Genomic DNA, 14647 nt, shown 5'->3' on the forward strand with positions numbered 1-14647 from the left:
TTTACACGCACATCCACTATTATAGGACATGTCATAACTGTACCGAAACTATTGTACTTTTTTTGTCAAACGCTGTCATCCTTCATTCAATTTTTTCAGTGGGGAATTGATGAGAAATGAGTATAGGTTTGGGGCGCTGAGTAGTTGGTATATGTGAATTGTGAACGTCTACAAAAAAATCTCATTTAGGATGAAAAAAATTTCGTGAAAGAGAGGAAATGGTGCACGTTTTTCCTCCAAATTCAGAAAAAACGTGCACACTTTTCCAATTCGATTACTCGCCGATAATCGTTAATTTTCTTGTTTTTTCTGCAACAGCTTCTGGGTCTACCTTGATTCTTGAAACGCCCGTTTCCATTGCTGCTTTTGCCACTGCTTTGGCTACCGCTGGCGCTACTCGTGCATCAAATGGTGCAGGGATAACGTATTCCGCTGACAATTCTTCATCTGATACAAGAGAAGCAATCGCTTCAACAGCTGCAATTTTCATTTCTTCGTTAATGTGTGTCGCACGTACATCAAGCGCTCCGCGGAAAATACCAGGGAATGCAAGGACGTTGTTCACTTGGTTCGGGAAGTCAGAACGGCCAGTTCCTACAACACTTGCACCTGCTGCATGTGCATCTTCTGGCATGATCTCTGGGTTTGGATTAGCCATTGCGAAGATGACAGGATCTTTTGCCATTTTCCCAACCATTTCTTTAGTTAAAGCACCTGCTACTGAAACGCCGATAAAGACATCTGCGCCTTCAATCACTTCTTCTAAAGAACCTTCTTTACGATCTTGGTTCGTGAATTTAGCTACTTCATTTTTCACTGCATTCATACCATTCGGACGACCTTCATAAATAGCGCCTTTTGTATCACACATGATGATATCACGTACACCGAAATGATAAAGAAGTTTGATAATCGCAATTCCTGCTGCTCCAGCGCCGTTTGCAACCACTTTAATTGAAGACATTGATTTTCCAGACAGCTTCAGTGCATTCACAAGTCCTGCCACTGTTACAATCGCTGTCCCGTGCTGATCATCGTGGAAAACAGGAATGTTTGTCTCTTTTTTCAAACGCTCTTCAATGATAAAGCAGTTTGGTGCTGCAATATCTTCAAGGTTCACGCCGCCAAACGTCGGCTCAAGAAGCTTCACTGTTTCAACGATTTTGTCTACATCGTTTGTTGCAAGTGCGATTGGGAATGCATCAACACCTGCAAAGCTTTTGAATAAAACAGCTTTTCCTTCCATTACTGGAAGAGATGCTTCTGCCCCAATGTTTCCAAGCCCTAACACAGCACTTCCGTCTGTGACAACAGCGACCATATTGCCTTTCATTGTATAATCATACACTTTGCTTGTATCGTCATAAATATCTTTACATGGCTCCGCTACACCTGGTGAGTAAGCCAAGCTCAAGTCTTTCGCATTTTTCACTTGTACCTTTGATTTTGATTCGAGTTTGCCTTGATTCTCTTTGTGCATATGTAATGCTTCTTCTCTTAATGACATGTGATGAACACTCCTTCAAGTGGAAAATGATTTAATGAATTGCTAAGTTGATAAGCACATACTTGGCAGTTTAAATACACAGAATCTTTAAAATGATAACACAATAGGTGAAATTGTAAAACATATTCAGACGATTTGTCATCATTTAATCACAACGTTTTGTTCACCTAGCAGCTCTTTTAACTGGAAAATGACCGCATGATCTGCATGAACTTTGTATGCATCTGGAAGTCTCATCGTCTTTTTTTGCTTTTCATAATACAAATAGACATCTGCTTCTCCCCTGTGCATGGAGATTACTCGCTTCACTTGTTCTAGCAGCTCCTGCGTATGGTTCTCTTCTTTGACTCGAATGTAGACAGATTCTTTTCTTTTAGAGCCCATCTCTTCCAGTAGAACAGCTTCTTGTACGATGATTTGACTGCTCTCATTCCTGACATCTATTCTGCCTTCAACATAAAGCATTGCGCCCTCCTCAAGTAAGGGGGACAGCTTTCTAAATTGCTCTGGAAAGACGACACCTTCCATTTCTCCCGTTTCATCCCCGAATGTGACAAATGCCATCGATTGTCCATTTTTTGTCCGAATCGATTTCACCTTTGTCAAAAGACCACCCATTGAGATCTTTCGCTTTATATAGGAAGAAAGTCTGATGATTTCCACCGCACCATTCTCTCTTAAGCGATCTCGATACGCTTGTACAGGGTGATTTGATAAATATAACCCGAGTGCCTCTTTTTCAAATTGCAGGAGATCAACAAGCGGCAGTTCGTCTATCTCCGCATATTTTGGCTTAATGGAGAACGTTGTATCCCCAAGAAAGTCCAGTTGATCCTCAGGTGTTAAAAATGACACATGGTCTAACGCAATATCTATCGATGCTAATAACGAAGCACGATTTGGATGAAGCTCATCCATTGCCCCTGAGAAAATGAGGGCTTCAATCGTTTTTCGGTTGACACTCTTTGTTGATACCCTTGCGCAAAAATCAAATAAATCTTCAAATGGCTTTTCCTGTCTTGCTCTGTATATATCCTTTACAGCTGACACTCCGACATTTTTAATCGCTCTTAAGCTGTAGCGGATCTCCCCTTTTTCAACCGTGAATGGAAATTCGCTCTTATTAATAGAAGGCTTCAACACAGATATCCCTTTTTCCTTTGCCTCATAGAAATATTGAGCCACTTTGTCTTCATTTCCAATCACACTCGTTAAAAGACCGCACATAAAATATAACGGATAATGCGCTTTTAAATAAGCAAGCTGAAAGCCGATCATGCTATATGCAACAGCATGGCTTCTATTAAAACCATAGTTTGCAAATTTGACGATTAGGTCATAAACGTCATTTGCAATGTTAACAGGATACTCCTTTTTTAGGCATCCTTCAACAAAATGGCTTCGCTCTTCATCAAGCACCTTTTTATCCTTCTTTGAAACGGCTCTTCTTAGTAGATCGGCCTCGCCCAGCTTAAAGCCTGCCATCTTTGCTGCAATCAGCATGATTTGCTCCTGATAGACGATGACCCCATATGTATCCTTTAAGATGTCATACAAATCTGGATGCGGGTAGGAGACTTTCACTCTGCCATGCTTTCGGTCGATAAAGAGGGGGATATTCTCCATCGGCCCCGGGCGGTATAAGGCATTGACAGCCACGATATCTTCTAGACTAGAAGGTTTCAGTCGCCTCAGCACCTGACGCATACCTTGTGACTCCAGCTGGAAAATCCCCGTTGTATCTCCCGCTGATAACAAATCAAACGTTTTCTGATCTTCATATGAAATGTCACTAAAGTTAATGTGGACGTTTTCCTGTCTTTCAATCTGGTTTTTAATGGATTCAATTAATGTTAAGTTTCTCAAACCTAAAAAATCCATTTTTAAAAGACCGAGATCTTCTAAATAATTCATCGCATATTGCGTCAAATACACTCCATCATGCCCTTCTTGAATAGGCACGACTTGTGTGAGCGGCTCCTCACTTAGGACAACGCCGGCTGCATGTGTTGACGTATGTCTTGGTAATCCTTCTACCTTTAAAGCGGTTTGAAACACTCTTTGCAGCTCTTCAGATTGCTGGAGCAGTGTTTTTAATTCTGAGGAGACTGTCACCGCTTCTTTCAGTGTCGTCCCTGGCTTTGATGGGATGAGCTTTGCAAGGCGGTCTGCTGCTTTTGAATCAATTCCCATCACACGTCCGACATCTCTTAAAGCTGCCTTTGCGGCAAGTGTTCCAAACGTGACAATTTGCGCCACATGCATATCCCCATATTTGTCTTTTACATATGAAATGATTTCATCTCTTCTCGTGTCAGGAAAATCGATATCTATATCTGGCATGCTGATGCGTTCAGGATTTAAAAAACGCTCAAATAAAAGCCCGTGACGGATCGGATCGACATCTGTAATAAACAGAACATACGCAACTAAAGAGCCTGCTGCTGATCCCCGGCCAGGACCTGTGACAATGCCATGATCATGAGCATACTTCATAAAATCCCACACAATGAGGAAATAATCACTGAAATTCATTTTTTGAATGATGCTCAGCTCATACTCAAGCCTTTTGATATATGTGTCATTTGAAGCAATCTGTCTTCGTTTCATGCCTTCTTGGCACACTCTTCGTAAAAATTGATCAGCTGTTGATTGATCAGGCGTCGGATAGGTTGGCAGTTTCGTCTGGCCAAGATTTAAATCGACCTCGCAGCGGTTTGCAATCTCAACCGTTCTTGCCAGCAATTCTGGTTCATCACCATACCACTTCATCATTTCTTCGATCGATCTGAAATGCTTGTCTCCTTGGTCTTCCTCAATTTCTGATAGCTGCTGGCCTGCTTTAATGGCTTTTAAACATGTATATGCGGTTTTGTCCTCTTGATGGATATAGTGGACATCACCTGTTGCCACAAGCGGGATGTTCGCTCTTTTTGAGAGTTCCCTTAGCTTACGAGACAGCTCTTCGCCCTGCTGAAACGGCTGAACGGCTAAATACACATGTTCCTCACCAAAAAGATCTTTTAAATGGCTGGCTGCATCCCTTGCTTCATCTAGCTGATCATGTTGCAGCAGCGTTTCAATATAGCCGGATACGCCTGGTGTGATGGCAATAAGGCCATGATGATAGGCTTTCAGCCATTTCTCTTTCAGGCCGGTTTTTGACTTTGATTTCAAGACACTGCTAATTTTGATCAAGTTTTGATAGCCTTCATTGTTTTTGGCAAGGAGGATCAAAGGATAAGCCTCTGTCTCTTGTTCATCTATGAAGACAGAAGCTGTTAAACCGATAATCGGTTTGATGCCATGTGTTTTACATTCCTTATAAAATTCAACCGTTCCATACATCACATGGTCATCGGTAAGAGCGAGCGCTTGATAGCCAAGTTCTTTCGCCTTTAATACGAGCTCCTTGACCTTCGCTGCACTGCTCAACAAGCTGTATCCACTGTGGACCTGAAGATGAACATAGGACATGCTTAATCCACTCCTTTCGTCTAAATTCATTCTTTCATTATAAAACGCGATGCGGTGAGAAACAAATGTTCTTTCTTTTCCGCTCGTTCATACTTGTCCAGCATTCGCCATATATTGAATAGAGTGAGGTGGGAAAAATGGATGTGAAGGAAGCCTTTATTCCAAACTTTATTAGCTGTTATTTTATCGCACTGGGGGTTATTTTGGGCGGTGCCATTATCGGCGGGGTAGGTGCATATTTATCTGGTCAGCCACCGCTATCAATTATTTCAAGTCTTGCCAACCGCTTAAAAATTTGGGCACTTGTTGCGGCAATCGGTGGAACTTTTGATGCGGTCTATAGTTTTGAAAGAGGGATTTTCGAAGGGAACACACGTGATATTTTCAAGCAGATCTTGTTAATTATCTCTGCTATGGGCGGTGCGCAAACGGGGTATCTCCTGATTACGTGGCTCACTCAGGAGCATGTGTCATCATGAGGGTGCCTGAGCTGTATAAACGTCCAGGCTGGCAGCGTTTTTTTGCTGGGATGATGTTCGGCGCAATTATCAGCTGGCTGATTTTTCTCTTTACGTATGGCACCTTTCAAGAGAAGCAAGTGACACTGCTCAGAAGCCAGCAGCACCATATGGACAGTCTGAAAGAACAAATCACACTCTATCGGGAAGATTTGCATAAATTAAATGAAGACAATAAGCAGCGTCTGCTTATTCAGAGCGTAGATGTTCACCTCGTCAACCGTGAGCAGTACAAAATCCCGGAGCCAGATACCTTGAAATTTGAAGATCAGGTGAAAGAGGATATCTCAGAGGTGATCACAAAGGATATTGAAAGTGTCTATAAAACAAAAGAGCTCTTAAAACGGACCGTGGAAAATAAAGAATATACGATTAGAGAAAAGGCATACCGCGCCAAAGTCACTGAGCTGACCATTTATACAAAGCTATCGCTTGAAGTGCGTATTTCCTTTGCTGAATAATAGATGATGTGGAATTTTTATGAATTTCTGCACTCAATGATCGCTTTTCACTTGTTATTTTTATACACTAAAAGAAGAACGAGATCATCACAAGAAAGAGGTGAGAACAATGGAGGTTTACAGCTATCGTCAAATGGCACGAGACAAAGCAAGCCGGATTAAAGACGGCATGTGTGCTTATGCCGAGACAGAAATGATGGCCCATTTAATTAAAAAAGAATTAAAGCATCAAAATCTCCAAGCCTATGAAGATTCAACTGACATCGGCTGCTGGTTTATCCCTGTATCCAAGTAACCCTTTTCTCAAAGTTCAAAAAAGAGAGGGGGGACTTGAAGCCCCTCTCTCACGATGATGATTTACATACTTCTTCTAAATCACGCAAAATCTCATCTGCAACTGCCCAATCATATATGGACGCACCGGCTGCAAGCGGGTGACCTCCGCCATGATATTTTTTAGCAATGGTGTTAATGACGACGCCTTTTGAGCGGAATCTCACACGAATCTGATCGTTCTCTTCCACAAAAAAGACCCATGCCTTAATCCCTGCAATATTTCCAAGTGTTCCAACAAGCTGTGAGGCTTGCTGCGCTGTTGTTTGGAACGACTCCAAAATGTCACGTTTAATAAAAACAGAAGCTACGCCATTCTCTGATAAGGAGATATGTTGAAAAATATAGCCATTTAATTTCACGACATTCAAATCTGTCTCATACAATTGATTGAAAAGGTCTGATGATGAAAACGGATATTCGATGAGTTCACCCGCATATTTGAGTGTCTTTTTCGTTGTGTTTGGGAAAAGGAAACGGCCTGTGTCTCCTACAATGCCGGCATAAATGAGTTCTGCCGCCTTTGTATTCAGCTGATATCCTTCTTCTTTCCCCTCTAAATACAGCTCATAAATCATTTCACTAACAGAGCTTGCTTCTGTATCAACCCAAAGCAAATCACCATACGGATCTTCATTCGGATGATGATCAATTTTCATCAGCTTATCGCCCATTGAATAACGCTGATCATCAATTCTTGCTTGATTCGCAGTGTCACAGACAATAACAAGGGCACCTTTGTACACTTCATCTGGCACCTCATCTAATTCATATAAAAATGAAAGGGATGGCTCAGGGGTTCCTGTCGCATAAATATTTTTTTCTGGATAGGTGGCACGCAAGATTTCCGTAAGGCCGCACTGCGATCCATATGCGTCTGGATCAGGTCTTACATGTCTATGAATGATGATGGTGTCATATAATGATATGGTTCTAATCAGTTCTTTTTTCATAAATACTCCTTCTTATGCGATACTCTTTTTATTATTAAATCATAATCTACCCAGACAGAAAAGTGAGGAATAGACAATTTATTCTAGTAAGCAAGCCTATTTACGTTTAAAATAGGGTTGTAACCACTTACAATGGAGGCTTGGCACATGCTTGTTTTGATTGTGTTTATTATTTGTTCTGCCATGTTTTATTTATACTACAAAGCAAAGAATGTCCGTACGAACCGGCCGGTCGAAAAGAAATTCTGGTCTGCCAAATCAAGTATGGCACTTGGCTGCTTTGTCCTGCTCTTCGGTGTGAATCAATTATTTTTAAACCGCTCGTCACTGGCATTTGTCATTGGGTTTGTTTTTGTTGCAGTTGGTATCGGCAGTACATGGGCCGGATATAAAGCCTATAAGCACTATCTTCCGCTCTTTTTAAAGGAAGGCGAAAAAGACCACGCATAATAGAGAAAGGGCTAAAATGAACTTTATTTTAGCCCTTTCTCTTCTTTTCAGCGTGTTAGAAAACCTTTGCAGCCCTAGGAAGGACGAGTACTGGCGCAGAGCGAATGTCACATTCGTGAGCACCAGCACGCAGGACTGACAAAGAATGCGAGGGTTTGTCTACACGCTGAAAGGGCGCATTCATGCCGCCCTTTTTTGCCATTTATCCTCTCTCCATCAGCTGCACCATCAGCATCGCTTTGCCTACAATATTTGACTGGTGGTAAACTTCCACTTCCAGCTTTCCAAACTTGCGCCCAACTTCTAAAATATTCGGTTTGATCTGTATCGTGGATTCCATTTGAACCGGTTTTAAGAAATAGACAGAAAGACTTTCTACAATTAGCTCGCCTTTTTTATGAGACTTTAAGAAGCGGTTGGCTGATTCGATTAAAATTTGTGTAAACACACCATACGAAATATTACCGAGCTGATTTGTCATTTGTGGTGAGACTTCATATTGGTACACCGCATCTGTTTTTGGTTTTTCTGTCTCAGTCTCCTTAAATCCTCGTGACACGACATCATCCAGCTTTTCACCGACCTGCGGCTGCTTTTGAATCATTTGCAGCGCCTTCAGCACGTCCTGACGGCTAATCATCCCAATCAGCTTCGCATGATCATTTACAACTGGCAGCACCTCAATACCTTCCCACACCATCATTTGTGCAGCTGAAGCGACAGATGTTTTGCCAATAACGGTCAGCGGATTTTTTGTCATCACCTTTTCAATCGGTGTAGAACGGTCATGGCCTGCAATATCTTTTGAGGTCAAAATGCCGTGAATTTTCATTTGATCGTCTGCTACCGGGAACCGGCCGTGCCCGGTTTCATAATTCTTTTCATACCATTTCTCAAGTTTGTCTTCTGGCGATAAATAGACGGTCCGTTCTATCGGCGTTAAAATATCCTCCACAAGCACAATTTCTTTTTTAATCAACTGGTCATAAATGGCCCGGTTAATGAGAGCCGCTACGGTAAATGTATCGTAGCTTGTTGATAAAATGGGCAGCTCAAGCTCATCTGCGAGCTGAATAATTTCATCATCTGTTGAGAATCCGCCCGTGACCAGCACAGCCGCTCCCGCCTCTAATGCTTGCCGGTGAGCATTGATTCGGTTTCCTACGATCAACAGGTTGCCTGCTGCTGTGTAACGCATCATTGCATCCAGTTCCATTGCACCGATGACAAATTTATTTAACGTTTTATGTAAGCCAGCTCGTCCACCAAGCACCTGGCCATCAATGACATTGACCACTTCCGCATATGTCAGCTTTTCAATATTTTCTTTTTTCTTCTGTTCAATTCGAATGGTACCGACTCGTTCAATGGTGCTCACGAACCCTTTATTTTCAGCATCCTTAATAGCCCGGTAAGCCGTGCCTTCACTGACTTTCATTTCTTTCGCTATACGCCGGACAGAAATTTTCTCTCCGACATCTAATGAATCAATATACGATAAAATTTGCTCATGCTTTGTCGCCAATCCCGTTCACCCTTTTTGTTTTCAGCGTTTTCATCTATATTTCATTATAAAGGCAGGAGGCTTTTAATAGCAATTTGTCTTTTACACGAGCACGATACAGGCAAATAAAAAAGCCGGTAGGGTGCCGGCTTTTGTTTATCATGATTAAATATCGATGGATTCTCCGCTGTTTAATACATGACCCACGCCGCCATGCAAGCTGTCTGCAAAGGCATGAGGATCTTGCTCAATCGGCGGGAATGTACTGTAATGAATCGGTACGACTTGTTTCGCACGAAGCCACTCTGCTGCGATTCTCGCATCGTCTGGTCCCATCGTGAAGTTATCACCTATTGGCAGGAAGGCAAGCTCAATATGATTCAGCTCCCCAATGAGTTTCATATCCGAGAAGAGAGCCGTGTCTCCAGCATGATAAATTGTTTTGCCTTCAGCAGTAAATAAAATACCGGATGGCATACCTGTATACGTAATCGTTTTGGATTCTTCATCAATGACCGCTGAGCCATGGAACGCTTGTGTCAGCTTGACTTTACCAAATTCAAATTCACGTCCGCCGCCTATAGAAAGCGGGTGCGTTTTCACCCCTTGCCAGCCTAAATAAGTGGCAAGCTCGAATGGCGCAATCACGAGTGCGTCATTGTTTTTAGCGATTTCAATCGTGTCTCCGACGTGATCTCCATGCCCGTGCGTGAGCAAAATGACATCTGCTTTCACATCTTGCGGTTTGATATCCGTGTGCTTATTTCCATTTAAAAATGGATCAATCCAAATATGGTATCCGTTTGTTTCAATGTGTACGACTGAATGTCCATGATATGTAGCTTTCATGTAAATATATCCACCTTTCGAATTTGATCTCATTTTGTCTATTCCCTCTATAAAAAGCTGAAAAACTTAGTGCCTGTGAATGACATTAAGACCACCTGTTGCTTCAATGACGGTTCCTGTAATGAGGTCTGAACGGTCATCACATAGAAATGAAATGATACGACCGATATCCTCACCTGTCCCAGACCGACCAATCGGTGTTTCATCGTCTTTTATCTGACGTGCTTCTTCTATCGTTGATTCTTTCATGTCTCCAACGATTTTGCCTGGACACACCATATTAGCGGTGATGCCGTTTTCGGCTTCTTCAATCGCAATGGTTTTCGTCAATGACGCAAGGCCCACTTTTGCCGCTCCAAAGGCTGATCTGTGCATCCATCCTGGCGCATGGTCTGCACCTTGGAAGCCATATGTGATAATCCGGCCAAAGCCTTGTTTTCTCATCATAGGGATCACCATTCGGAACAAATGGAACACTGCGGATAGGTTGCCTTCCATCATTTGATACCATTCGTCTTCAGAGTAATCCGCGAGTTTTTTTCGTTCAAAAATATAAGGTCCAGCATTATTGATCAAGGCATCAATCCGCCCAAATCGCTCTGCTGCCAGCTCGACCATGTTTTTTAAATCTTCTTTGTTTGTCACATCGCCTTGGACAAATTGAAGCTTTTCTTCGTATTCTTGCAGTTCTTCTTTCATCTGCCGGACAGCTTCATCATCACTTCGATAATTCACTGTCACAGAATACCCCATATTCAGTAAAGACTCGGTGACTTTCCTGCCAAGTCCTTTAGAACCCGCTGTTATTAATGCGTGTCGCACACAATCTCCTCCTAAAACAAAGGTTGCAAGTTCATGTGTTTCTTTTATTATCTTTACTTTACTATAAACCGGCTCCCTTCGCACTTTTGAACCCTTTAACAATGAGGGGAAAACCGTATAGGGTGATTCATCCACTTTTTCATATCCCATGAACCATGGATATCGAGAAGCAGCGAAACAAACCGATAGCATTCTCTCACCTCATGAAGCTGGCGAGGAAGCGGGCAAATCTCTTCATATCCTAATTGAACCGCTTGTGCAGCTTCTTTCGTCAAAAGGTATTCGAGTGCAATCAAATCAAACGCAGCTGGTCCAAATACGACATATTCCGTATCAACTAGACTCGCCACTTGATCATCGTCTTCAATATATTGCGATGGATCTAAATCAATTAAAATGAGACTGGCTGAATCAGGAGGACTTAGCGTTTCAAGCTTTTGCTGCACCTTTTCTGCATAATCCTGATATTCAGGCTGATCAGCGTAATAGCGGCTGATGAGTTTGGAGACTGTCTTTTTTAACAGCGCATGGAATTCTCTCAAATGTCTCTTTTCTCCCCCGTATACTGCACCGAAAAAGTTTGTTTGATATGAATGAAAATGCGCTAGTTTCCTCCCGTAATCCCTATAGAATTGTGCTGAACGGCCCTCAAAAGATGTTAAAGGGATTCCTTCTACTTTTTCCATGACATAAAAGTGTTTCCCCGCCTTCTTCACTTTACGAACAACTTTCGGAATATGAAAGGAATTCGTATGAGCCAGCTTTTCATTGATTTCATCAAGATGCTCTTGTACAGTACGGGCATCTACTCCATAAATCATGTTGATCCCATACACAAATTCACTTTCTTCTCTTGCAGTTTTTGGAGATTTCACTACATATTCCGTTTGGTCTTGTAAGGAAATCAGCCACACATCATTAGCCCTGCCGTCGTATGGTTCTCCTAACGTTTTCACTGATACGATAGGCTGATCAAACAAAGCCTGCAGCGTTTTCTTCATGAACTGTTGTCACTCCTTATTCAGCTTGACACTGGTATGCTTTCATTTTCTCCAGTGAAGATCAATCTCCTTTTTCCCATGACAAAAAACCATCCGTATAAACGAATGGTTTTGGCGAATTATGCTAGGCAGGCTTTTGCTTTTTCTAAAGCGAGCTGAATTTGTTTGAATCCAGTTCCACCTGCACTTGTTCTTTTTTCAACAGCAACATACGGATCAAGAACAGTGTAAATATCTTGTTCAAAGTGGCCGCTTGCTTCTGTAAATGTTTCAAATGGAAGGTCACTTAAATAGATGCCTTTTTGAATGCATGTATACACAAGCTTCCCTACGATTTCGTGTGCTTCACGGAATGGCATACCTTTTTTCGCAAGGTAGTCTGCCACTTCGGTCGCATTTGAGAAATCTTCTTTTGTTGCTTTTTTCATGACATCTTCGTTCACTGTCATCGTTTGAATCATGCCTGTGAAGATTTGCAGGCTGCCAGCGATCGTTTTCACCGTATCAAACATGCCTTCTTTATCTTCTTGCAAGTCTTTGTTATACGTAAGCGGCAAGCCTTTCATAATCGTGAGCAGCCCCATCAGGTTGCCATATACCCGCCCTGTTTTGCCGCGGATCAATTCAGCCATATCCGGGTTTTTCTTTTGCGGCATCATGCTGCTGCCTGTTGCGTACGTGTCATCAAGCTCAATAAATTTGAATTCTTGAGAGCACCATAAAATGATTTCTTCACAAAGACGTGAGAGGTGCATCATCACAAGACTGCTATTAGACAAGAACTCTAAAATGAAATCACGATCACTCACGCCATCAAGGCTGTTCTCGTAAATATGGTCAAAGCCAAGAAGCTCTGCTGTATATTCACGATCAATTGGGAATGTCGTTCCTGCTAACGCCCCGCATCCAAGTGGTGACACATTAATCCGCTTCAATGAATCTTGAAAACGCGCTTTGTCCCGCTCAAGCATCCAAAAGTAGGCGAGCATATGATGGGCAAAGGAAATAGGCTGTGCACGCTGTAAGTGCGTATATCCTGGAAAAATCGTTTCAACGTGCTGTTCAGCTTTTTCTACAAGCACTGTTTGAAAAGAAGAGATCAGCTCAATGATATGCTCTACTTGGTTATTCAAATATAAATGCATATCGGTTGCGACCTGATCATTCCGGCTTCTCGCTGTGTGCAATTTGCCGCCAAGCGGACCAATCTCATCAATGAGCATTTTTTCAAGGTTTAAATGAATGTCCTCATAATCCACTGAGAATTCAAGTTCATCCGCCTCCGCCTTTTTCATGAGCGTATTCAGTCCGTCTTTGATCGCAGCGGCCTCCTCATCACCGATGATACCGCATTTATTCAGCATACTTGCATGGGCAAGGGAGCCGGTCAGATCTTCTTTGACTAATTGTTTGTCGAAATGAATGGATGCACCAAACTCATCGACCCATTTTTCTGGTGTTTTTTGAAATCGGCCTCCCCAAAGCTTTTTCATGCTTTAACCTGCTCCTTTTTGTTCACGATGCTGTTTACTTTTGTTGGTAAACCCCAAAGGTTAATAAATCCTACAGCTGCATCATGATCGAATTCATCTGCTTTTGTGTAAGTTGCTAGATTTTCATCATAAAGTGAATATGGTGATTTACGTCCTTCTACAATGGCATGGCCTTTAAATAGTTTCACACGTACAACACCTGTTACGTTCTTTTGCGTTTCTTGTAAGAATGCATCTAGTGCTGATTTAAGTGGTGAGAACCATAAGCCGTTGTATATTAATTCAGCCATTTTTTGTTCAACGATTGGCTTAAAGTGTGCTACTTCTTTAACAAGCGTTAAGTCTTCAAGTTCTTTGTGTGCTTTTAATAGGGTAACTGCACCTGGGCACTCATATACTTCACGAGATTTGATTCCAACAAGACGGTTTTCAACATGATCGATTCTGCCTACACCATGCTGGCCAGCAACTTCATTTAAATGAAGGATGAGATCAGATAATGAATACTGGATTCCGTCAATGGCTGTTGGTTTTCCTTTTTCAAACGTGATTTCAATGATTTCAGGTGTGTCAGGTGTTTTTTCAAGTGGATTTGTCAGATCATAAGCACCTTCTGGCGGCGCTGCCCAAGGATCTTCTAAAATACCACATTCGTTACTTCTGCCCCAAAGGTTTTGGTCAATTGAATATGGGCTGTCTAAGTTAATCGGAATTGGAATCCCGTGCTTTTGTGCATAGTCGATTTCTTCATCACGAGACCATTTCCATTCACGCACTGGTGCAAGAACTTCTAGGTCTGGATTCAATGCTTTGATTGATACTTCAAAACGAACTTGGTCGTTTCCTTTACCTGTACATCCGTGTGCAACGGCTACTGCATTTTCTTTCTCTGCGACTTCCACTAACTTTTTGGCAATGAGCGGCCGAGATAGTGCAGACACGAGTGGGTATTTCCCTTCATACATCGTGTGTGCTTGTGCAGTGCAACAAGTGCAAATTCTTCAGCAAACTCTTCTTTTGCGTCGATCATGTAAGATTGAACAGCTCCGACTTGAAGTGCTTTTTGTTGAACGAATGCTAAATCTTTTCCTTCACCTACGTCCAGGCAGCAAGCAACAACTTCGTAACCTTGCTCCTGTAACCATTTAACTGCAACAGAGGTATCAAGACCTCCGGAATATGCTAATACGACTTTTTTATTTTGTGACATGTTTGAAAAGCTCCTCTCGCTTGTTTTGATTCTGTGAATGTTTTTGCATAAAAATAAGTTTTAATTTAT

At 42.1% G+C, this 14647-nt stretch carries 13 protein-coding genes and 1 pseudogene; 4 read left to right on the forward strand and 10 right to left on the reverse strand.

Going from position 1 to position 14647, the window contains the following annotated elements; translation table 11 throughout:
* Nucleotides 1-274 precede the first annotated feature (274 nt).
* Entirely contained in the window at nucleotides 275-1507 is a 1233-nt protein-coding gene (locus LCD34_RS04165; RefSeq protein WP_007501712.1) for an NADP-dependent malic enzyme, read from the reverse strand.
* Nucleotides 1508-1648: 141 nt separating this feature from the next.
* Entirely contained in the window at nucleotides 1649-4984 is a 3336-nt protein-coding gene (gene dnaE, locus LCD34_RS04170) for a DNA polymerase III subunit alpha (RefSeq protein ID WP_224558569.1), read from the reverse strand.
* Nucleotides 4985-5121: 137 nt separating this feature from the next.
* Here dnaE and LCD34_RS04175 point away from each other — a divergent pair, with 137 nt between their 5' ends.
* From LCD34_RS04175 to LCD34_RS04185, 3 genes are all read left to right on the forward strand, one after another.
* Nucleotides 5122-5463, forward strand: a complete 342-nt coding sequence (locus LCD34_RS04175; protein ID WP_007501717.1) for a YtrH family sporulation protein — start codon at nucleotides 5122-5124, stop codon at nucleotides 5461-5463.
* Nucleotides 5460-5963 (forward strand): sporulation membrane protein YtrI, encoded by a 504-nt coding sequence (gene ytrI, locus LCD34_RS04180; RefSeq protein WP_007501718.1) that lies wholly within the window; start codon nucleotides 5460-5462, stop codon nucleotides 5961-5963. Before LCD34_RS04175 ends, ytrI begins: the two co-directional genes overlap by 4 nt.
* 109 nt (nucleotides 5964-6072) lie before the next feature.
* The gene (locus LCD34_RS04185; protein WP_008346082.1) at nucleotides 6073-6258 is read left to right on the forward strand and encodes a hypothetical protein; all 186 of its coding nucleotides are present in this window, start codon (nucleotides 6073-6075) and stop codon (nucleotides 6256-6258) included.
* A 49-nt stretch (nucleotides 6259-6307) separates the two neighbouring features.
* Here LCD34_RS04185 and LCD34_RS04190 read toward each other — a convergent pair whose 3' ends face one another.
* Nucleotides 6308-7249 carry a DHH family phosphoesterase gene (locus tag LCD34_RS04190; RefSeq protein ID WP_007501719.1) on the reverse strand — a complete coding sequence of 314 codons (942 nt, stop codon included), beginning with the start codon at nucleotides 7247-7249 and terminating at the stop codon, nucleotides 6308-6310.
* 147 nt (nucleotides 7250-7396) lie between these two features.
* Here LCD34_RS04190 and LCD34_RS04195 point away from each other — a divergent pair, with 147 nt between their 5' ends.
* Nucleotides 7397-7699, forward strand: coding sequence for a YtpI family protein (locus tag LCD34_RS04195; RefSeq protein ID WP_008343164.1), 303 nt, complete (start codon nucleotides 7397-7399; stop codon nucleotides 7697-7699).
* A gap of 55 nt (nucleotides 7700-7754) precedes the next feature.
* Here LCD34_RS04195 and LCD34_RS04200 read toward each other — a convergent pair whose 3' ends face one another.
* The 7 genes and pseudogenes from LCD34_RS04200 to LCD34_RS04230 form a co-directional block, all read right to left on the reverse strand.
* On the reverse strand, nucleotides 7755-7901 hold the full coding sequence (locus LCD34_RS04200; protein WP_224558570.1) for a hypothetical protein: 147 nt from the start codon (nucleotides 7899-7901) through the stop codon (nucleotides 7755-7757).
* Entirely contained in the window at nucleotides 7902-9224 is a 1323-nt protein-coding gene (locus LCD34_RS04205; RefSeq protein WP_017358275.1) for a CBS domain-containing protein, read from the reverse strand.
* A gap of 144 nt (nucleotides 9225-9368) precedes the next feature.
* Nucleotides 9369-10052, reverse strand: a complete 684-nt coding sequence (locus tag LCD34_RS04210; RefSeq protein ID WP_035391153.1) for a metal-dependent hydrolase — start codon at nucleotides 10050-10052, stop codon at nucleotides 9369-9371.
* A 66-nt stretch (nucleotides 10053-10118) separates the two neighbouring features.
* Nucleotides 10119-10874, reverse strand: a complete 756-nt coding sequence (locus tag LCD34_RS04215) for an SDR family oxidoreductase (protein WP_008343153.1) — start codon at nucleotides 10872-10874, stop codon at nucleotides 10119-10121.
* A 95-nt stretch (nucleotides 10875-10969) separates the two neighbouring features.
* Nucleotides 10970-11875: a phosphotransferase gene (locus LCD34_RS04220; protein ID WP_224558571.1), complete on the reverse strand. Its 906-nt coding sequence runs from the start codon at nucleotides 11873-11875 to the stop codon at nucleotides 10970-10972.
* A gap of 119 nt (nucleotides 11876-11994) precedes the next feature.
* Nucleotides 11995-13368, reverse strand: a complete 1374-nt coding sequence (gene argH / locus LCD34_RS04225; RefSeq protein WP_224558572.1) for an argininosuccinate lyase — start codon at nucleotides 13366-13368, stop codon at nucleotides 11995-11997.
* A pseudogene (locus tag LCD34_RS04230) lies at nucleotides 13365-14578 on the reverse strand (argininosuccinate synthase). The gene argH and the pseudogene LCD34_RS04230 overlap by 4 nt, the downstream one beginning before the upstream one ends.
* Nucleotides 14579-14647 lie beyond the last annotated feature (69 nt).

This window comes from Bacillus sp. RAR_M1_44 (genome assembly GCF_020165935.1).
GTDB classification, from domain to species: Bacteria; Bacillota; Bacilli; order Bacillales; family Bacillaceae; genus Bacillus; species Bacillus altitudinis.